This is a genomic window from Streptomyces sp. NPDC052396, from assembly GCF_044593195.1.
Taxonomy (GTDB): Bacteria; Actinomycetota; Actinomycetes; order Streptomycetales; family Streptomycetaceae; genus Streptomyces.
On sequence record NZ_JBIUAW010000005.1, the window covers coordinates 239,963 to 258,934 of the forward strand.

21 protein-coding genes and 1 pseudogene are annotated in these 18,972 nt (G+C 71.2%); 9 read left to right on the forward strand and 13 right to left on the reverse strand.

Annotated elements, in window-relative coordinates; genetic code table 11:
* Positions 1-73 precede the first annotated feature (73 nt).
* From ACIHFE_RS14990 to ACIHFE_RS15000, 3 genes are all read right to left on the reverse strand, one after another.
* On the reverse strand, positions 74-520 hold the full coding sequence (locus ACIHFE_RS14990) for an SsgA family sporulation/cell division regulator (RefSeq protein WP_109282317.1): 447 nt from the start codon (positions 518-520) through the stop codon (positions 74-76).
* Between the two features lie 639 nt (positions 521-1,159).
* Complete coding sequence (locus ACIHFE_RS14995) at positions 1,160-1,378, reverse strand: DUF5326 family protein (protein WP_400106467.1); 219 nt, start codon at positions 1,376-1,378, stop codon at positions 1,160-1,162.
* Positions 1,379-1,531: 153 nt separating this feature from the next.
* Positions 1,532-1,849 carry a cupin domain-containing protein gene (locus ACIHFE_RS15000; RefSeq protein ID WP_400106469.1) on the reverse strand — a complete coding sequence of 106 codons (318 nt, stop codon included), beginning with the start codon at positions 1,847-1,849 and terminating at the stop codon, positions 1,532-1,534.
* Positions 1,850-1,944: 95 nt separating this feature from the next.
* On the opposite strand from ACIHFE_RS15000, the gene ACIHFE_RS15005 reads away from it, so the two are divergent.
* Positions 1,945-2,325: a phage holin family protein gene (locus ACIHFE_RS15005; protein ID WP_400106471.1), complete on the forward strand. Its 381-nt coding sequence runs from the start codon at positions 1,945-1,947 to the stop codon at positions 2,323-2,325.
* A 68-nt stretch (positions 2,326-2,393) separates the two neighbouring features.
* Here the strand turns inward: ACIHFE_RS15005 and ACIHFE_RS15010 are convergent, their stop codons facing one another.
* Entirely contained in the window at positions 2,394-2,627 is a 234-nt protein-coding gene (locus ACIHFE_RS15010) for a hypothetical protein (protein ID WP_400106473.1), read from the reverse strand.
* Between the two features lie 283 nt (positions 2,628-2,910).
* Here ACIHFE_RS15010 and ACIHFE_RS15015 point away from each other — a divergent pair, with 283 nt between their 5' ends.
* Together ACIHFE_RS15015 and ACIHFE_RS15020 are read left to right on the forward strand one after the other, a co-directional pair.
* The gene (locus ACIHFE_RS15015) at positions 2,911-3,807 is read left to right on the forward strand and encodes a LysR family transcriptional regulator (protein WP_400106475.1); all 897 of its coding nucleotides are present in this window, start codon (positions 2,911-2,913) and stop codon (positions 3,805-3,807) included.
* A gap of 42 nt (positions 3,808-3,849) precedes the next feature.
* The gene (locus ACIHFE_RS15020; protein WP_400106477.1) at positions 3,850-4,332 is read left to right on the forward strand and encodes an NUDIX domain-containing protein; all 483 of its coding nucleotides are present in this window, start codon (positions 3,850-3,852) and stop codon (positions 4,330-4,332) included.
* 55 nt (positions 4,333-4,387) lie between these two features.
* On the opposite strand, the gene ACIHFE_RS15025 is transcribed toward ACIHFE_RS15020, so the two are convergent.
* Both ACIHFE_RS15025 and ACIHFE_RS15030 read right to left on the reverse strand, forming a co-directional pair.
* The gene (locus ACIHFE_RS15025; RefSeq protein ID WP_400106479.1) at positions 4,388-5,017 is read right to left on the reverse strand and encodes an HAD family hydrolase; all 630 of its coding nucleotides are present in this window, start codon (positions 5,015-5,017) and stop codon (positions 4,388-4,390) included.
* Positions 5,018-5,080: 63 nt separating this feature from the next.
* Positions 5,081-6,292 carry an MFS transporter gene (locus ACIHFE_RS15030; protein ID WP_400106481.1) on the reverse strand — a complete coding sequence of 404 codons (1,212 nt, stop codon included), beginning with the start codon at positions 6,290-6,292 and terminating at the stop codon, positions 5,081-5,083.
* 206 nt (positions 6,293-6,498) lie between these two features.
* Between ACIHFE_RS15030 and ACIHFE_RS15035 the strand changes: the two genes are divergently transcribed.
* Complete coding sequence (locus ACIHFE_RS15035; protein WP_400107013.1) at positions 6,499-6,975, forward strand: MarR family winged helix-turn-helix transcriptional regulator; 477 nt, start codon at positions 6,499-6,501, stop codon at positions 6,973-6,975.
* 16 nt (positions 6,976-6,991) lie between these two features.
* On the opposite strand, the gene ACIHFE_RS15040 is transcribed toward ACIHFE_RS15035, so the two are convergent.
* From ACIHFE_RS15040 to ACIHFE_RS15050, 3 genes are all read right to left on the reverse strand, one after another.
* The gene (locus tag ACIHFE_RS15040) at positions 6,992-7,747 is read right to left on the reverse strand and encodes a TetR/AcrR family transcriptional regulator (protein ID WP_400106482.1); all 756 of its coding nucleotides are present in this window, start codon (positions 7,745-7,747) and stop codon (positions 6,992-6,994) included.
* 179 nt (positions 7,748-7,926) lie between these two features.
* A complete protein-coding gene (locus ACIHFE_RS15045; protein WP_400106484.1) occupies positions 7,927-9,051 on the reverse strand; it encodes a pyridoxal-phosphate-dependent aminotransferase family protein in 1,125 nt (374 codons plus the stop codon).
* A 69-nt stretch (positions 9,052-9,120) separates the two neighbouring features.
* Positions 9,121-10,494 carry a serine hydrolase domain-containing protein gene (locus ACIHFE_RS15050; protein ID WP_400106486.1) on the reverse strand — a complete coding sequence of 458 codons (1,374 nt, stop codon included), beginning with the start codon at positions 10,492-10,494 and terminating at the stop codon, positions 9,121-9,123.
* A gap of 80 nt (positions 10,495-10,574) precedes the next feature.
* On the opposite strand from ACIHFE_RS15050, the gene ACIHFE_RS15055 reads away from it, so the two are divergent.
* Together ACIHFE_RS15055 and trxA are read left to right on the forward strand one after the other, a co-directional pair.
* Positions 10,575-11,045 (forward strand): MerR family transcriptional regulator, encoded by a 471-nt coding sequence (locus ACIHFE_RS15055; protein WP_400106488.1) that lies wholly within the window; start codon positions 10,575-10,577, stop codon positions 11,043-11,045.
* The gene (trxA, locus tag ACIHFE_RS15060) at positions 11,042-11,389 is read left to right on the forward strand and encodes a thioredoxin (protein WP_400106490.1); all 348 of its coding nucleotides are present in this window, start codon (positions 11,042-11,044) and stop codon (positions 11,387-11,389) included. Before ACIHFE_RS15055 ends, trxA begins: the two co-directional genes overlap by 4 nt.
* A 13-nt stretch (positions 11,390-11,402) precedes the next feature.
* On the opposite strand, the gene ACIHFE_RS15065 is transcribed toward trxA, so the two are convergent.
* Positions 11,403-12,851 carry a PLP-dependent aminotransferase family protein gene (locus ACIHFE_RS15065; RefSeq protein ID WP_400106492.1) on the reverse strand — a complete coding sequence of 483 codons (1,449 nt, stop codon included), beginning with the start codon at positions 12,849-12,851 and terminating at the stop codon, positions 11,403-11,405.
* A gap of 47 nt (positions 12,852-12,898) precedes the next feature.
* Here ACIHFE_RS15065 and ACIHFE_RS15070 point away from each other — a divergent pair, with 47 nt between their 5' ends.
* On the forward strand, positions 12,899-13,351 hold the full coding sequence (locus ACIHFE_RS15070) for a carboxymuconolactone decarboxylase family protein (protein ID WP_400106494.1): 453 nt from the start codon (positions 12,899-12,901) through the stop codon (positions 13,349-13,351).
* A gap of 103 nt (positions 13,352-13,454) precedes the next feature.
* Here ACIHFE_RS15070 and ACIHFE_RS15075 read toward each other — a convergent pair whose 3' ends face one another.
* On the reverse strand, positions 13,455-14,033 hold the full coding sequence (locus tag ACIHFE_RS15075; RefSeq protein ID WP_400106496.1) for a TetR/AcrR family transcriptional regulator: 579 nt from the start codon (positions 14,031-14,033) through the stop codon (positions 13,455-13,457).
* A 164-nt stretch (positions 14,034-14,197) separates the two neighbouring features.
* Here ACIHFE_RS15075 and ACIHFE_RS15080 point away from each other — a divergent pair.
* Positions 14,198-15,115: pseudogene (locus tag ACIHFE_RS15080) on the forward strand (serine hydrolase); the annotation flags it as partial.
* 9 nt (positions 15,116-15,124) lie between these two features.
* On the opposite strand, the gene ACIHFE_RS15085 reads toward ACIHFE_RS15080, so the two are convergent.
* Positions 15,125-15,973 (reverse strand): TetR/AcrR family transcriptional regulator, encoded by an 849-nt coding sequence (locus ACIHFE_RS15085; protein ID WP_400107015.1) that lies wholly within the window; start codon positions 15,971-15,973, stop codon positions 15,125-15,127.
* On the opposite strand from ACIHFE_RS15085, the gene ACIHFE_RS15090 reads away from it, so the two are divergent.
* Positions 15,960-17,039 (forward strand): alpha/beta fold hydrolase, encoded by a 1,080-nt coding sequence (locus ACIHFE_RS15090; protein WP_400106498.1) that lies wholly within the window; start codon positions 15,960-15,962, stop codon positions 17,037-17,039. The two genes, ACIHFE_RS15085 and ACIHFE_RS15090, sit on opposite strands and share 14 nt — an antisense overlap.
* Before the next feature lie 37 nt (positions 17,040-17,076).
* Here ACIHFE_RS15090 and dnaB read toward each other — a convergent pair whose 3' ends face one another.
* The gene (gene dnaB / locus ACIHFE_RS15095) at positions 17,077-18,540 is read right to left on the reverse strand and encodes a replicative DNA helicase (protein ID WP_400106499.1); all 1,464 of its coding nucleotides are present in this window, start codon (positions 18,538-18,540) and stop codon (positions 17,077-17,079) included.
* Positions 18,541-18,972 lie beyond the last annotated feature (432 nt).

Below are 18,972 nucleotides of genomic sequence, written 5' to 3' on the forward strand. Positions count from 1 at the left end.
GGACCGTGTGGGGTCGCGCCCACGCGGCACAGCCGCGGAGGAACCCGGCCCGCGCCCCCTGACGGGGCGCGGGCTAACCCGCGTTCTGCCCTTCGGGGTTGCCGGCCAGGATGCTGTCCAGGGCGGCGGCCAGCTCGTAGTCGAAGTCGGCGACCGAGTGCTCCTCGCCCAGCGGGGCGACGCGGTCGGTGCGGTCCAGGAAGGCCACCAGGGGGGCCGCACCGGCCCGGAACAGGGCACCCTCGCCGCCCACTTGCAGCCGGATGAAGACGTCCGACAGATGCTGCGCGGAGGCGGGGGCGATATGCACATCGCCCTCGCCGGACGGCTGGCTCAGCCCGTCCAGCAGCAACTCCCTTGCGAACGCCCAGGTCACCGGGGCGTCCCCGGGGAGGTGGAAGGTGAACTTCACCGCATAGGGGTCGCTGCTGTCGTAGCCCAGCTCCACCGGGATACGGAAGGACAGCTCCTCGGAGACGAGGAACGTCATGATCACTTCTGCCTGAACTGTGTCGCGCATCGCCCAATGCCCCGTCTTCGTCGGTTTGGCCGGGATTGGATCCTCATGACCCGCTAATGACGCCATAGTCTGACAACAACGTGGCTCGGACCACAAGGAGTGATTTTTCAGTTACCGATAGAGACCGAGAGGGAGCTTACGAGCTCTCCGACTCTGGAGCGTAGCGACTCGACTACGGGGCGGAGTCGTTCCCGGCGGAATCGGTCCCGGGCAACCACGAGGAACTGGCCAAAGTGGCAGTCATCACAGGGCTGCTGGCAATCCGGACGGCCAACCTGCGGACGTGCGGGCGAAACACGGACAGCAGGCAGCACCGAAGACCCACTCCTGTCACAGGCAAACAGGTTGGAATCGTGGCGAGATGGACAGGACGGGCAGATGACACAAGCCGCCCGCTCGCACACGCGGTGCCGGGGTGAAAGAGCGGTGGCCGCTGACGGAAAAAGTACACCCCGGGCATTACCGCGCTGAGTTGACGAACCCCCCGAATTCCACCGAGGACTTAAATCAGCGGGCACAGTCGACGAAAGGCGCTGAAGCGACAAAGACACCGAACCACCGGAGTGCTGGAGTGCGTAGGGCCCGCGCCGAGTTCGGCGCGGGCCCTACGCCCCACGGTGCCCCGCGGGCACGACGCGCTTACCAGTCGCCCTTGGAGGACGAGGAGGAAGTGAACTTCTTGAAGACGAAGACCAGGCCGCCGATCAGCGCCACCAGCAGCAGGGCCTTGAAGACCAGGCTGATCAGGAAGCCCAGCACGCTCATGATCAGCGAGCCGCACACCACAACCACCAGGATCGGCAGCGCGATCCACTTGACCCACCAGGGCAGCCCCGCGAGTATCCCCTTCTCCGTCATGTCGTCCCCTGCTCTCCACGCGTCGTTGATGACCCCGGAACGGGAAGCCGCTCCGGTCTGCTTTCGATGCTAGGGCGGCGAAGGGGTCCGGCGGGGGCCTCGCGGCCCCCGTAGACCCCTGAGCGGACCCCTACGGGATGCCGGGGACGGCCGTCAGCTCTCAGGGGGAGAGAAGACCACCAAAACCCTGAGGTCCTCGCTGATGTGGTGGAAACGGTGCGGCTGCCCGGCCGGTACGTACACCACGCTGCCCCGCCCCACTTCGGTGGTCTCGGTGCCCACGGTGATCGACGCCCGGCCGCTCATCACCAGGTAGACCTCGTCCTGTTGGTGCGGCCCCTGGGGGTCCGGGCTGCCCGCGTCCAGGGCATAGAGCCCGACCGACATAGTGCGCTCCCGCAGGAACTGCAGATACGCCCCGTTGTTGGCGGCCCGCTCCGCCTCCAGCTCGTCCAGCCGGAACGCCTTCATGCGCCGTCATCCTCTCCGCGCGGGCCCCCGCGCGCTCCGCTCGCCTCCGACCGCACTTATGTCGCCTGTCGGACCCGTCTGCCACGATCTCATGTATGAAGAATTTCGCAGTAAAGACGATCGCCAACGCCGCGGCCCTGGCCGCCGCCATCTGGCTGCTCAAGGGCATCAGCCTGGGCGGCGCGACCACCGTGAAGAAGGCGGTCTCCCTGCTGCTGGTGGCACTCCTCTTCGGCCTGGTGAACTTCCTGGTCAAGCCGGTGGTGAAGTTCCTGTCCTTCCCGCTGTTCATCCTCACCCTGGGACTGATCACCCTGGTGATCAACGCCCTGATGCTGCTGCTCACCAGCTATCTGGCGGGCCGGCTCGACCTGGCCTTCCATGTGGACGGCTTTGCCTCGGCACTGGTCGGCGGCGTGATCGTCTCGGTGGTGGCCTGGGCGATGCATGTGATCCTGCCGGACGACAACGACTGACCAACCGGACTGTTGCACAGGCCACTTGACCGGCCGGCCCGGTCAACCGACCGGACCCCGAGGAGAGTTCAGCGGGCCGGCGGACCGTCGTAGCCCACCGTATTGGTGGCCAGCTCCTCCGGGGTGATCTCGGTGGCCCAGCCGTCCGGGGGCTCCTGGTACGGACTGCAGCTGCCACAGGCGGCACAGGTCCACCGGCCGTGGATGCCGTGGACGATCGCCCCGCAGCCGGCGCAGGTGTCCGTGGTGTAGTAGGGCGGCTCACCCGGCAGCGCCGGCGAGCTCCATGGGTGCTCATCCATGCGCCCCAGACTGCCACGCGCCCGCCATGGGCGACACCGAAGGAGCACACCGGGGTGCGGACAGCGGGAGCGGACAGAGGAAAGGGCGGCTCGAGCCTCCCCCCTCTTGGCTCGAGCCGCCCGGGATCTCCGCGCGAACCGCACCGAAGCGGTTCCGACGGAGAAGTTCCGCCCGAATCAGGCTAGTTGACTCAGCGTCAGTGTCCAATCACCCTGGCGACACAGCCCTATCGACTTATTTATAGTTCTCTACGGTCGGTGCTGGGCTAGCCGGGGAGGCTGCATGGATCTGACCCTGTTGCGCACCTTTGTCACGGTCCACCGGGCAGGCTCCTTCACCCGCGCCGCCGCCCTGCTGGGGCTCTCCCAGCCCGCGGTCACCGGCCAGATAAGGACCCTGGAGCGCCGGCTGGGCCACCCGCTGTTCCTGCGCAAGGCCCGTGGAGTGGTGCCCACCACCCTCGGCGACGAGCTGGCCCACAAGGTGGCGCCGCATGTGGACGCCCTCCAGGAGATCACCGAGGCGGGCCTGGACGAGCAGTGGCCGCACCGCACCCTGCACCTGGCCGGCCCGCCGGAGTTCACCGCGCTGCGCGCACTGCCCGCGCTGGCCCCGCTGATCGTCCAGGGGCTGACGGTGCGCACCGCCCATGGCATGGCCGAGGAGCTCTTCGAAGGGCTGGCGGACGGCCACCATGAACTGGCCATCACCACCTCGCGCCCGCGCGGGCGGCTGCTGACCGCCACCCCGCTGTGCGACGAGGAGCATGTCCTGGTCGGCGCCCCGCGCTATGCCGCCCGGCTGGGCGGGGCCGCGGTGGTGCGGGACAAGGGTGTGGCGGTACTGGAGCACCTGCCGGTGGTGGAGGTGCATGAGAGCCTGCCGTTTGTCACCCGCTACTGGACCGCCGTCTTCGACGCAAAGCCGGTGGCCGCCGGCACGGTGATCGTCCCCGATCTGCGCGCGGTGCTGTCCTGTGTGGCGGCCGGCGCCGGGATCGGGGTGCTGCCCCGCTATCTGTGCGCGGAGGCCCTGGACACCGGCGAGGTGGTGGCCCTGCTCAGCCCGCCGGTGCCCCCGCTGCGCACCTACTTCCTGGTGGTGCGGGCCGGAACGCTGGCCCTGCCCCATCTGGCCCGGGCACATGAGTGGCTGCTGCGCGCCGCGGTCTCCTGGTGAGACGGGGGTTTTGGCGGGTGTTCCCCGCGGCAGATGTCGCTTATGACCGTACGACCGGTGGTCAAACGCACCGCCCGCGCCATCCTGCTGGCCGAGGATCCGGCCTCCGGCGAGCCCCAGCTGATCCTGATCAAACGCACCAAGCCCGGCGAGCCGCCGTACTGGATCACCCCCGGCGGGGGCGTGGAGCCGGCGGACGAGTCGGTGGTCGCCGCGCTGCACCGGGAGGTGGACGAGGAGCTGGGCGCCAAGGTGGTGGATGTGGTGCCGGCCTTTGTGGACACCGTGCCGCACCGGCACGGGGTCAAGGTGCAGCACTTCTTCGTCTGTCTGCTGGCCTCGATGGACCTCTCGCTGCGGCATGGCCCGGAGGTGGACGAGCCGCGCGGGACCTATGAGGTGGTCCGGATTCCCTTCACCCGGGAGGGCATCGCCTCGGTGGAGGTGGTGCCGCCCTCGCTGCGCCAGTACCTCAGCGGCAATGTCGAGGGGGTACGGGCCCTGCTGGCGGACGACCTGGGCTGAGCAACTCCCCGCCGGACGGGGCCCGTTGTGGCGCGGCCACCGTCCGGCGCGGGCCTCAGGACGCCGTCAGCGCATAGGCCTCGCGCAGGTCCGGACCGTCGTAGCAGTGGGTGGCCAGGTCGCGGACATGGTGGTCGGCGTTGACCGCGACCGCGACCGGGACGGCGGCGAACAGGGCCGCGTCGGACATGGAGTCTCCATAGGCGACACAGTCGGCGCGGCCCAGTCCATAGCGGGCGCACAGTTCGTCGGCGATCCGCACCTTGGCCCGGGCGTCGAGGATGCCGGCCGGGTCGATCGGTTCCCGCAGCGGGAGTTCGGGCCAGCGGGAGCCGTGCGCGGAGTGGGCGCCCCAGTCCAGCAGGCGTTCCACAAAGAAGTGCGGGGACAGCGAGATCACCGCGATCCGCTCGCCGCGCTCGGCGATCCGGGCCCAGACCTCCTTGATGCCGCCCAGCCAGGGGGCGCCCTCGAAGGTGGCGGCCAGCACCGCCTCGGTCAGCCGCTCGCCCCACAGGGCACAGGCCCGGGCCGCGAACTCGGCCGGGGTCAGCTGCTTGGCGGCAAAGGCCCGTTCCACCTCGGCGATCTCCGCCTCGGTGCCCAGCCGCCGGGATATCTCGATCGCCGCCGCGGACTTGTGGATCAATGTGCCGTCGAGGTCGAACAAGTGGAGTCTGCTCATGAAGGCGAGCGTAGGCGCACCCGGTTCCCGGGTGCGCCTGTGTTTTCGCGGCCTGCGCCGTGCTCAGCGGCCGGCGCCCACCGGGTCCGCGCCGACCGGCCGTACGGTCTCCCGGCCGCCGCCGGCGGTGGCGGTGTGCCGCTCCAGGGCCGCCGAGACAAGGGCCAGCAGCAGCGCGGAGAGCGCCATGGCGGCGCCGACCCAGTTGGGCGCGGTGTAGCCCAGGCCGGCCGCGATGACCAGGCCGCCCAGCCAGGCGGCGATGGCGTTGCCCAGGTTGAAGGCGCCGATGTTGGCCGCCGAGGCCAGGGTGGGGGCGTCGGCGGTGTGGTCCAGCACCCGCTTCTGCAGCGGCGGGACGGTGGCGAAGCCAAAGCCGCCGATCAGCGGGATGGCGATGGCCGCGGTGACCTTGTGCTGTGCGGCCAGCGGCATCAGGGCCAGCATCAGCGCCAGCCCGCCCAGCGCGGTGCACAGCATCGGCATCAGGGCCCGGTCGGCGAACCGGCCGCCGATCAGGTTGCCACCGAACATGCCCACCCCGAACAGCGCCAGCAGCCAGGTCACCGAGGCCGGGCCATAGCCGGTGACCTTGGTCATCATCGGGGTGACATAGGTGTTCATGGTGAACACGCCGCCGAAGCCCAGCACAGTCATCGCCATGGCGAGCAGCACCTGTGGCTTGCGCAGCGCGGCCAACTCCCCGCGCAGCGGGCTGTGTTCGGGGCGCGGCAGCCTGGGCACCAGGGCGAGGACGCCCAGCACGGCCAGCAGGCCCAGCCCGGCTATCAGGCCGAAGGTGATCCGCCAGCCCAGGTGCTGGCCGATCAGGGTGGAGGCGGGCACACCGACCACACTGGACAGGGTCAGGCCGGTGAACATCAGGGCGATGGCGCCCGCCTTCTTGCGCGGCGGGACCAGTCCGGCGGCCACGATGGAGCCGATGCCGAAGAAGGCGCCATGCGCCAGCGAGGCGACGATCCGCCCGGCCAGCATCACCGGGAAGGTGGGGGCCAGCGCGGACAGCGCGTTGCCCAGCGTGAACAGGCCCATCAGGCCGGCCAGCATCCGCTTGCGCTCGATCCGGCCGCCCAGGATGGCCAGCACCGGCGCCCCGGCCACCACACCGAGCGCATAGCCGGTGGTCAGAAAGCCGGCGGTGGGGATGGAGACGCCGAAGTCATCGGCGATCTCCGGCAGCAGGCCGGAGATCACAAACTCGGTGGTGCCGATACCGAAGGCGCCGATGGCGAGCGCCAGCAGGGCAAGGGGCATGGGAGGTCCTTCGGACAGGGGGACGGGGTGCGGCGGAGAACGGGCCGGGGAACGCAGATTCATTGCGTCCAGCCTTAACCGGCGTCCACAATAATTGCAGACGCCTGATACTTGCAAGCGCGGGCTATTGCGGAGGAGGTCTACCCTGGGAGCGGGCGACTGCCCGTACGCCCGACAAGTCGAAGGAGGGGCGCCCTATGTCCGCCATGCCTCGCGTTCCGGACCCCGCCCTGCTCGGCCTCGCCCAGGGCTGGTGCGCGCTCTCCGCCCTGCACGGCCGGATCGAGGGCCATATCGAACGGGCCCTGCAGGCCGGGCACGGACTGAGCGTGCGCGAGTTCTCGGTCCTGGACGTCCTCAGCCGCCAGCACGACGGCGAGGGCGGCCATCTGCGGATGAACGAGGTCGCCGAGGCCGTGGTGCTCAGCCAGAGCGCCACCACCCGGCTGGTCAACCGGCTGGAGGAGCGCGGGCTGTTGACCCGGTTCCTGTGCACCACCGACCGCCGGGGCATCTACACCGATGTCACCCCCGCCGGCCGCGCCCTGCTGGCCGAGGCCCGGCCCACCAATGACGCCGCTCTGCGCGAGGCGCTCCGGGAGGCCGCCCGGCGGCCGGAGCTGGCCCCGCTGGTGGCCGCGGTGGAATCCCTGGCACCGGCCACGGCGGCGGCCTCCGCCTGAGGTCCGCCCCCGGCCCTCAGCTACGAGCTCTGGCCCGCTCCCGGTGCGCCTTCTGCCGGCAGGCGCCACCGCAGTAACGGGCCGGACGGCCGGTACGGGCCGGCGGGATCGGCCCCCCGCACACCGCACAACCGGTTTCGTTACGGGGTTTGCCCGGAACCGGCGGCAGTTTCGTTATGGATCGTCCCGGGCGGAGACTGTCGCAGGCCAGCGTGGTCATCCGCCCGGGCGCCCCGTCCGGGCCGCGCCGCTGCTCCATCGACAGACAGCCCAGCAGCAGGGCCAGCACATCCTCCACGGTGACGTCCCGCCGTACCGCACCGGCCTGTTGGGCCCGTGCCAGCAGCACCGACAGGGCCTCCCGGAAGTCCTGCTCAATGCCCGGCGAGGGCTCGAACCGGCCCCTGGCGGATGCCTCCAGGGCGTCGCACAGGCCCTTGTTGCGCGCGGAGAGCCGGACCACCGAGGACAGATACCGGAAGAACACCGGTCCGGGGTCGGCGGAGTGGGCCAACTCCCTTGCGGTGTCGGTGAAAAGCCGGACCCGGTCCACCACCGTCGCCCTGAACAGGGCTTCCTTGGACGGGAAATGACGGTAGACGGTGCCCGCGCCGACCCCGGCCCGGCGGGCGATCTCGGTCAGCGGCACCGCCAACCCGGCTTCCTCAAAGGCCGATCGGGCCGCGGCGAGCACCAGCGCACGGTTGCGCCGGGCGTCCGAGCGGACGGCCACCGAGAGGGCCGAGGAGGCGGAGCCGGCGTTCCGGGCCATGGGCGGGGACCTCGAAGGGGGATCGGGAGTGAACCGGGTCAGGAATTCCGATTCTATCCGGGCCGCTGAACGCGATCATGGACGGCGCCTTCGATATGTGGGCGGCGTGGGCAACGAAAAAGGCCGCGACCCGGTGCGGATGCACCGGATCGCGGCCCGGCCGGAGGCCGTCCCCCGGATCAGCCCATGGTCGCGCTGTCCCAGGCCGTCTCCGCGGCCGCCAGCGCCTCGGCGGGGTGTTCCGCCACGCCCAGTGCCCGCAGCCCCTCGGCCAGCGCGGCCACCGAGGCGAGCACCACATCGCGGGCCGCGGCCGGCCCGTAGTGGTTGACCCGGATCATCTCCTTGGCCAGCGCCCCGCCCGCCGCCTGCACCGGCACCGAGCCATCGGCGGCCAGCGCCGCCCGGACCACCTCCCGGGCGTCCAGTCCGTCCGGCGCCCGCAGGGTGGTGGCCACCGGTGCGGCGTCCTGGTCCCGCACCACATACGGGGTCAGGGCGCCCAGCGCCCGTACCCCCGCCCGTACCGCGTCCCGGGCGGCGCGGTGGCGGGCGATGACCGAGTCCAGGCCCAGTTCCCCGATCCGGTCCACGGCCTGCTCCAGGGCCAGCATCTCCAGCTGGGCGGGGGCGTGCGGCAGCATGGTGCGCCCCGCGTCGATCCAGCGCTCCTTCCAGTCCAGCAGGGACAGATAGGAGCGGCGCGGCGCCCGCTCATTGGCGGCGATCCGCTCCCAGGCCCGGGCGCTGACCGAGACCGCGGAGACGCCGGCCGGTCCGCCCATCGCCTTCTGCGCGCCGATGACACACAGGTCCACGCCCCAGGCGTCGGTGAGCAGCGGCTCGGCGGCCACCGAGGCCACCGCGTCCAGCATCAGCAGCGCCCCGTGCTCGCGCACCACCGCGCCGATCTCGGCCACCGGGTTGGTGTTGCCGGTGGCCGCCTCCGCGTGCACCAGGCTGACGAAGTCGATGGCCGGGTGGGCGCGCAGCGCCTCGGCGATCCGCTCGGCGCTCACCGCGCCGCTGAACGGGGCGTCCACCGTGACCACTTCGGCGCCACAGGAGCGCAGCCAGCCGCCGAAGGTCTCGCCGTACGGCCCGGTGACCACATTGAGCGCGGTGCTGCCGGGGCGTACCGCCGAGCGGATGCATGCCTCCAGCGGCAGCAGCGCCTCGCCCTGGGTGGCGATGACGGTCTCCTCGGTGCGCAGCAGCGCGGCGATCTTGTCCTCGATGCGGGCGAAGTGCGCGGCGCTCAGCGGGGGCAGGCCGAGCAGGTCGGGTGCGGTGTCAGCGGTCACGGTGCCTTCCAGGTGTGTCGCGCCGCCTCGCGGCGCCGGCCGGTCTCGTCCCGACCCTACGTCCGCCCCTCAGCGCCAGCCGTGTCCGTCCACTCCCCCGGGCACCGCCTCGCCGGGCTCATAGGGCCGGCGGGTAAAGACAAAGGTGCCGATGTCCAGGTGGCTGAGGGTGCCGTCGGCCTGGCGCACCGCCCGTAGTGTCTCGCCCGCGTAGTAGCCGTCCAGGCCGGTGAAGGTGCCGTCCGGTTCGGGGCGGAAGGCGGCGGCCCGGCCACCGCCGCCGAGCGGGGACAGGTCCAGCGTCCCGTCGGCGCGCAGCCGCAGCGCCATGGGCTGGGCGCCCCAGTACCAGGGGCCGGTCAGTTCCAGCAGCGCGGGATCGATGCCCTTGGCCGGGCGCCAGGGCCGGGGGATACGGGGTTCCAGCCGGGCCACGGTCTCCAGCAGGTCCCCGCCGGGGCCGGCCACCTGGCCCGAGGTGGCGTTGGAGAGCAGCACGGCGGCCAGGCCGTCCTGCGGGCTGGTCCACAGCACGGCCGCGAAGCCCGGCATGGAGCCGGTGTGGCCGCAGAGCAATCTGCCGTCCCGGCGCAGCAGTTGGATGCCCAGGCCATAGCCACCGGACCCGTCGGGCCCGGACGGCGGGGCCAGCGGGGTGCGCATCTCGGCCAGGGTGGCGGCGCCCAGCACCCGGTCGTCGCCGTGCAGCAGGAAGGCCGCGAACCGGCTCAGGTCCTCGGTGGTGGACCACAGCTGCCCGGCCGGGGCCATCCGGCCGGTGTCCACCGCCGGTTCGGGCAGCAGCGCGTCCGCCCAGGGGTGCACCGCCCAGCCCTCGGCGTGCGGCGCCCGGGGCGCGTAGCCGGTACGGGCCATGCCCAGCGGCCGGAGCACCTCCTGGTCCAGCACCTGGTGCCAGGGGGCGCCGCGCAGCTCTTCCACCAGGGCGCCCAACAGGGCGTAGCCGGGGTTGGAGTAGTGGTGGACACGCCCCGCCGGATGGCGCTGGGGGTGCTCGCCGAACAGATCGGCCACCTCCGGGCGCAGTGCCCCGTCCGTGCGCTCCCACCATGGTCCGCGCGCCTCGGCCGCCAGGCCCGAAGTGTGCGCCAGCAGTTGGACGATCGTCGCCTCGCCGCCCTCGGCGGTCTCCAGGTGCTTGCCCAGCGGGTCGTCCAGGTCCAGCAGCCCCTCGTCGCGCAGCCGCAGCACCAGCACGGCGACCAGGGTCTTGGTGAGCGAGCCGATGCGGTACTGGGTGTCGCCGGTGGGCGGACGGCCGTTCACCTCGCCGCGTCCGGCGGACCACACCGTCCGCCCGTCCCGCAGCACCGCGGCCGCCAGCGAGGGCAGGCGGCCCTCGGACTGGGCGGTGGCGACCCGGTGCGTCAGCGCGCGGCGGGTGGCGGGGAGCAGGTCGTGGAAGTCGTCGGTGATCGTCATCCGGGCAGCGTAGGTGGTGGCGGGGGCGCTGTGGTGCGGGGCTGGCCTTGACGCCGACGGCAAGGTTTACCGTCATCGCCATGCGCATCGGGGAACTGGCCCGCCAGGCGGGTCTGAGCACGCGTGCCCTGCGGCACTACGAGTCGCTGGGGCTGCTGACCGCCCGCCGCGATGCCAATGGCTACCGCAGCTATGACGAGCGGGACCTGCGGCTGCTGCGGCAGATCCGTACCCTCCAGGACTTCGGCTTCGGCCTGGAGGACACCCGTCCGTTTGTGGAGTGCCTGCGTGCCGGCCACCCGGCGGGCGACTCCTGCCCGGCCTCGGTGGCGGTCTACCGCCGCAAGCTGGCCGAACTGGACGAATGCATCGAGCACTTGCAGCGGATCCGGGCCGAGGTCGGCGCCCAGCTGGTACGGGCCGAGGCCGAACTGCCCGGCGGACCGGCCCCGCGCTGCGCGCTCCCGTTCTCATCCCCCGCGCTGTCTGCGTCTCCGTCTTTGTCTCCGTCTCCGTCTCTGTCCGCGTCCGAGGAAGGCACCCTCCCATGACCGTCACATCTGTCGTATCCGTCACCGACGCCACCTTCGCCACCGAGGTGCTGGCCGAACAGCGGCCGGTGCTGGTGGACTTCACCGCCGAGTGGTGCGGCCCCTGCCGTCAGATCGCCCCGGTGCTGGAGCAACTGGCCGAGGAGGAGGGCGCCCGGCTGAAGATCGTCCAGCTGGATGTGGACCACAGTCCGGCCATCCCGGCCGCGTATGCCGTGCTGTCCACGCCCACCCTGATGCTCTTCCGGGAGGGCGGTCCGGTGCTGTCGGTGGTCGGTGCCCGTCCCAAGAGGCGGCTGCGGCAGGAGCTGTCGGCCGAACTGCCGTGGATCGCACCGGAGTAGGCACGTCCCTTGCTCAGGGCAACGCAGGAAGCGAACGGCAGAGTGCCTCCAGCGCCCCCGCGAACGCATGGTCGGGCGGCGTCGCATAGCCCACCACCAGGCCGTCGTAGGGGGTGTCGGAGCTCCGCGGGTGGCGGTAGCCGGCCAGTCCCTCCAGGGCCACCCCGCGCCGGGCCCCGGCCCGGACCACCGACTGCTCGGTGCCGGGCGGCAGCCGCAGCACCGCGTGCAGTCCGGCGGCGATGCCCGAGACCCCGATATGCGGGGCGTGTTGGGCCAGGGCGGCCACCAGGCGGTCGCGCCGGTCACGGTAGCGCTGGCGCATCCGGCGTACCTGGCGGTCATAGCCGCCGGAGTCCAGGAACTCGGCCAGGGTCAGCTGGTCCAGGGCGCTGGTGTAGCCCTCCCGTTCGCCCTTGAGCCGCAACAGTTCGTCCACCAGGTGGTCGGGCAGCACCAGCCAGCCCAGGCGCAGCGCCGGTGACAGGCTCTTGCTGACCGACCCCAGGTACACCACCCGTTCCGGGTCCAGCCCCTGGACGGCGCCGACCGGCTGCCGGTCGTAGCGGAACTCCCCGTCATAGTCGTCCTCCAGCAGCAACCGGCCGCTTCCGGCCCGGGCCCATTCCAGGGCCGCGGTGCGGCGGGCGGAGGACAGCGGGCCGCCGGTGGGGAACTGGTGGGCGGGGGTGAGCAGGGTGGCCCGTATACCCCTGGCCGCCGTCAACCCTCCCGTGTCTGCGCCATGTTGGTCCACCGGCAGCGGAATGGTGCGCAGCCCGGCGGCGGTCAGGATGGAGCGGTGGTAGTCCAGGCCGTAGGACTCCACCGCCACCGTGCCGCGCAGCACCCCGGCGCACAGCAGCCGCAAAGCGTGGGCGAACCCGGCGCAGATCACAATCCGTTCGGGGTCGGTGCGTACCCCGCGGGCCCTGGCCAGATAGCCGGCCAGGGCATGGCGCAGCTCAATGCGGCCCTGGGGATCGCCGGGGCCGAAGGCGGAGTTGGGGGCCGCGTTCAGGGCCCGGCGGGCGGCGGCCAGCCACGCGGTGCGGGGGAAGGAAGCGGCGTCCGGGCGGCCCTGGCGCAGGTCGTGTGCCAATTCCGGTGTGCCGTAGGCCGGTTCCCCGCGATCGTGGGACGGATACTGCCGGGTAAGTGACGTGCGGCGCGATGGCTGACGAGGTGCGGGCCGGTGGGCGACGCTGGTGCCGGAGCCCTGCCGGGCCGCCAGCCAGCCCTCGGCGACCAGTTCGGCATAGGCCTCGGCCACGGTGTTCCGGGCGATGCCCAGGTCGGCGGCGAGCGAGCGGTAGGGCGGCAGCATGGTGCCGGGGGCCAGCCGTCCGTCGCGGACCGCCTCGCGCAGCGCCGCGGTCAGCATGGCGCGGCGGCTGCCGGTGCCGGACAGCTCCAGGTGAAGATCGGTGCCCAGCGCGGAATTGACCCGGTTTTCTGCCATGGAAATGCACCCTATCCATGGTCGCCGGGCTGCCTAACGTGGCCCGTATGACGCACTCACAGCACACCTCCCGTCTGGACTTCCCCGCCGCCGCCCCCAAGGTCTTCAAGGCCGTGCTGGCCCTGGACGCGGCCGCCGGGGAGGGCCTGGACCCGGTGGTCCGGGAACTGGTGAAGATCTATGCCTCACAGCTCAATCACTGCACCTACTGCATCGAGTACCACACCACCGACGCCCGTGCGGCGGGCGAGACCGAGCAGCGCATCTACCAGCTCGGCGGCTGGCGGGAGTCGCTGCTCTACACCGCCGCGGAGCGGGCGGCGCTGGCCCTGACCGAGGCGGTCACCCTGCTGCCGGGCGGGGTCCCGGACGAGGTGTACCAGCGGGCCGCCGAGCACTTCGACGAGCGGCAGCTGGCCGGGCTGATCGCACTGATCGCCACGGTCAATGTCTGGAACCGCATCAATGTCACCGCCCGCACCACGCCCGGCACCCGCTAGAAGTAAACCTCGTTCACGGGGACTTGATGGTTCCGCATGCCCGATGCCCCGGCCGGCGCCGGTGACCACCGCGGCGGTCAACCAGCCACGAAACGAAGGGTGTTCACAGGGAGTCGAGCAGGGCGTCCACCGCCCGTCGCAGGCGCCGTGGATCCGCCTCGACCCGGGCGGTGAGCCGCAGCCCGACCAGGGTGGCGAGCAGCAGGCCGGCCAGGGCGGCGGCGTCCCGGGAGGCATCGATCTCGCCGGCGCGCTGCCCCTCTTCCAGCAGCGCCCGGAACGCATCCTCGATGCGGTCGAACATCCGGCGCACCAGCAGGCCGGCCGGTTCATCGCCCTTGCCCAGCTCTGCCGCGGTGTTGACGGCCAGGCAGCCCCGGCGGTCGGGGTCGGCGAAGTCCGTCTCCAGCAGCAACAGCAGCACCTCGCGCAGCCGTTCCTTCACCGGGCCGGACCGTTCCAGCAGCCCGACCAGGGCGAGGGCCTGGCTGTCGCGATAGCGGCGCAGCGCCAGGTCGAACAGGGCGCGCTTGCTGCCGAAGGCGTGGTAGAGGCTGCCCTTGCCGATGCCCAGCGCGTCCACCAGGTCCTGTGGCGTGGTGGCGGCATACCCCTTGCGCCAGAAGACCTCCATCGCCTGTTCCACGGCGACATCGGGATCGAACTGCTTCGGTCTGCCCATGGCCGCCACCTTAGCAAGTTAATGTACTCGTAAGTCAAGAACCTGGATGGGCAGTTGGGGCGGGGAGTTGACGGCCGCGCAACCTTTTACCGGGGTGGCCAGTCAATGCGGTGGGCGCGCCGCCGGTGTGCCCGGCGTGACCGACCCAGGGGGGACCACCCGTGATGCACCACCGCATATCCCGGCGCGCCGGCGGCGCGCTGTCGCTGGCCCTGGCCACCGGCGTGCTCGCGGCCGCCACCGCCTCACCCGCGGTGGCGGCCACTCCCCGGGTGGCCTGCACCTCGGCCAAGCCGGGCCTGGCCGACCGGCTGACCAGGGACCTCGAATCGGCCCTGCGCGGGCGGTCGTCCATCACCGCGATCGCCCTGTACGACCCGGCCACCGGCACCCGTTGCACCCTGCGGGAGAACCAGCGCTTCGACTCCGCCAGCGTGGTCAAGGTGACCGTGCTGTCCACCCTGCTCTGGGACGCGGACAAGCGGAACCGCAAGCTCACCCGGGACGAGACCCGGTGGGCGCACAAGATGATCACCGAGTCGGACAACGCCAGCACCACCGCGCTGTGGAAGCGGCTGGGCGTGGCCAGGGTACGGTCCTTCGTCCAGGCCGCCGGGATGACCCGTACGGTGCCCGGCACCGACGGCTACTGGGGCCTGACCCAGATCACCGCCCGGGACGAACAGCGCCTGCTCACCCTGCTGACCACCAACAACCCGGTGCTCAAGGACAGTTCACGCGCCTATGTGCTGGACCTGATGAACAAGGTGGTGCCGGCCCAGCGCTGGGGCACCCCGACCGGGGCGCCCCAGGACGCCCAAGTCCATGTGAAGAACGGCTGGTTGCAGCGGAGCGCCTCCCGTGACTGGCGGGTGCACAGCATCGGGGCGTTCACCGGCGGCGGGCACAACTACACCATCTCGGTGCTCACCGAGCACAACCGCACCATGAATGCCGGAGTGAGCACCATAAACGCCGTGGCCCGGGCGGTTCACCGCAACCTCAACCCGGCCGCCAGACCGCCCATGACCATCGCCCCGCCCGCGGAGCCGGAGGAGGTCATGCCGCCGGTGCCGGAGTCCAGACCGTCCTCAACTCTGCTTCTCCGCTCGCTCGATGAGCGTCTGGACGCCGTCCAGGAGGCGCTCCAGGCCGAACTCCAGCGGATCGATGGCGGCCGGGGCGAAGGCGCCGTCGACGATGGCCCGGGTCAGTGCGGGGAAGCGCTCGGCATGCCGGTCCAGCAGCTCGCCGGTGAGCCGGTTCCACTCCTGGCTGTGCTCCGCGTCGAAGTCCAGCACCTGCTGGATCAGGGTGCGCACCAGCCCGGCGACCAGGAGGAAGATCTGGTGGCGCTGGGCGGCCGGCAGGCCGGTCGGCTCCAGGGCGGCGAGCGCCGCGTCCAGCCAGGCGAGCTGGTGCGGGCCCATCAGCCGGCGGCGCATCGCGGTGGCCGCCAGCAGCCAGGGGTGGGCCCGGTGGACCTCCGAGGACTGCCGGGCCCACTGCTTCAGGCCGTCCCGCCAGTCGCCGCCCGCTGCCAGCCGGGGCGCCTCGGCCAGGATGGACTCCACCATCAGCTCGACCAGTTCGGCCTTGCCGGGCACATAGCGGTACAGGGCCATGGCCGAGACGCCGAACTCGCCGGCCACCCGGCTCATGGAGACGGCGTCCAGACCTTCGGCATCGGCGATGGCCACCGCCGCCTCCGCGATCCGGCGGGGACTCAGGCTGGGCTTGGGGCCCCGGGTCGGCCGGTCCTGTTCGTCCCACAGCAGCGCGATGCCCGCGCGCAGGTCGCGCGCCTTCTCCCTGGCCATTGGCCCTCCCTCTCGGTGGCGCCCAACGCCGTTCGTTGACACGCACCTCAACTGTATATACCGTAAACGCAGTCGCTTACGGCATAAACAGTTTCGGGGGTTACCAATGATCGGCACCATCGCCACCGCTTCCGCCGCCCTCCTCGCCACGCCGGTCGCCGGCCTGCTGGGCTACCGGCAGCTCAAGCGCGCGGCCCTGGCCCGGCGGCTGCGCATCACCAGCGCCCGGGGCATCGACGAGTCGGGCCCGGTCCGCATCGGCGGCATCGAGCAGTGGATCTCCATCCGCGGCGAGGACCTGGACAACCCGGTGATCCTGGAGATCCACGGCGGCCCCGGCGCGTCCAACCTGATCTACGCGGCCCGTACCCGGGACTGGGAGCGGCACTTCACCATCGTGCGCTGGGACTTGCGCGGATCCGGCAAGACCTTTGGCCACGGCGGCCCGGACGGACAGGGCGATATGACCCTGGACCGCCTCCAGGCCGACGCCCTGGAGGTCACCGCCCATGTCCGGGCCCGGCTCGGGGTGGCCAAGGTCCTGCTGGTCGCCAACTCCTTCGGCACCGTCCTGGGCCTCCGCCTGGCCCGCAGCCACCCCGAGCTGTACTCCGCCTATGTGGGCACCGACCAGAACATCATGGCGGGCGGCCGCGACCGCACCGCCTACCACGCCCTGCTGGCCCGGCTTCAGCGGGCGGGCAAGCGCAAGGAACTGGCCGACGCCACCGCGATGGGCCCGGATGCCACGGCCTGGAGCACCCACCAGTGGTCGCGGTACAACAAGCTGGTGGTCACCTCCCATCCGCTGACCTTCGACACCATGAAGACCGTGGTGATCCGCTCGCTGTGGTTCTCACCCCGGCACACGCTGCGCGAGGTGCGCGGCTACCTCAAGGGCATGACCTTCTCCGAGCGGCTCGGGCCGCAGGCCATGGGCATCGACGAATGGGCGGAGGGCACCGAGATCCCGGTCCCGTTCTTTGTCTTCCAGGGCGCCGAGGACGTCCTCACCCCGCCCGGCCCGGCCAAGCGCTTCTTCGACGACGCCACCGCCCCGGTCAAGGACTTCGCCCTGATCCAGGACGCCGGCCACTTCGCGTCCTTCCGGCACCCCGGCCGCTTCCTGGAACTGATGCTCACCAAGGTCCGGCCGGTGGTCACCGGGGAGCCGGTGGGGGTCTGACCTCCCGGATCACGGCTCTGCTGGGGGCGACCCGCGATCAGGTCTGCGCCATGTCCACAAAGCGCGAGTAGTGGCCCTGGAAGGCCACCGTGATGGTGGCCGTCGGACCGTTACGGTGCTTGGCGACGATCAGGTCGGCCTCACCGGCCCGCGGGGACTCCTTCTCATAGGCGTCCTCGCGGTGCAGCAGGATGACCATGTCGGCGTCCTGCTCGATGGAACCCGACTCACGCAGGTCGGAGACCATCGGCTTCTTGTCGGTGCGCTGCTCGGGGCCTCGGTTCAGCTGGGACAGCGCGATCACCGGCACCTCCAGCTCCTTGGCCAGGAGCTTGAGGTTACGGGACATGTCGGAGACCTCCTGCTGACGCGACTCGGGGCGCCGCGCACCACCGGACTGCATCAGCTGGAGGTAGTCGATGACCACCAGCTTGAGGTCATTGCGCTGCTTCAGCCGGCGGCACTTGGCGCGGATCTCCATCATCGACAGGTTCGGGGAGTCGTCGATATAGAGCGGCGCGGCCGAGACATCGGGCATCCGGCGGGCCAGCCGGGTCCAGTCCTCGTCGGTCATGGAGCCGGAGCGCATATGGTGCAGGGCGACCCGGGCCTCGGCCGACAGCAGACGCATGGCGATCTCATTGCGGCCCATTTCCAGCGAGAAGATCACGCTGGGCAGCGCATGCTTGATGGAACAGGCCCGGGCGAAGTCCAGGGCGAGCGTGGACTTACCCATGGCGGGCCGGGCCGCGATCACGATCATCTGGCCCGGGTGCAGGCCGTTGGTCAGGGCGTCCAGGTCACTGAAGCCGGTGGGGACGCCGGACATCTGGCCGCTGCGCGAGCCGATCGCCTCGATCTCGTCGAGCGCGCCCTCCATGATGTCGCCCAGCGGCAGATAGTCCTCGCTGGTGCGCTGCTCGGTGACGGCGTAGATCTCGGCCTGGGCGTTGTTGACGATGTCGTCCACATCGCCGTCGGCCGCGTATCCCATCTGTGTGATGCGGGTGCCCGCCTCGACCAGGCGGCGCAGCACGGCCCGCTCATGGACGATCTCGGCGTAGTACTCCGCGTTGGCAGCGGTGGGGACGGTCTGGACCAGGGTGTGCAGATAGGCCGCGCCACCGACCCGGGTGATCTCGCCGCGCTTGGTGAGCTCGGCGGCGACCGTGATCGGGTCGGCGGGCTCGCCCTTGGCATAGAGGTCCAGGATGGCCTGGTAGACCGTCTCGTGCGCGGGCTTGTAGAAGTCGGCGCCCTTGAGGACCTCGACCACATCCGCGATGGCGTCCTTGGACAGCAGCATGCCGCCGAGCACGGACTGCTCGGCCTCCATGTCCTGCGGGGGCACCCGCTCGAAGCCGCTCTGGGCGCCCTGCCAGGGGCCGTCCTCCTCGCCGCCACGGGGCTTGCCCTCGCCGCGCCGGGAGCGGGGGAAGGGGAGCCGGTCGCCGGGACCGCCGTCGGCCCAGGGGTCGTCCATGGGCTCGGGGACGCTCACCCTGCCACCTCCTCCCGTCCGCGGCGCGGACCTCGCAGTGCCCGATCAGTCTTACGGCACGGCACCGACAAACAGGACGCCCGGCTCCGGTTGGGACACGTCCATTCGGACCGGCCTCGTACCCTCGATGGAGGGTCCGCGGGACGGGGAAACAGACGGCGGGCGCCGGTCCACGGTAGGCCCGCGGGCACCGTCAGCCAATCTGGTTATCCACAGGGCATGTGGATGAGAGGCGCCATCCTGTGGAGAACCCGCCCCAACCTGTGCACGGGTCGGGGGAAACCGCTGTGGACAAACCCACAGTCACCTTGGGCGCACCGCTCTGACCTGCGGGTTTACCGTCCACGGGCTGTTGAGGAGAAAAACTTCTGCGGCCGGGGCTAGATCACGACAAACGGCGCAGAGAAGATCGCCCACCGGGGAGTGAAGTAA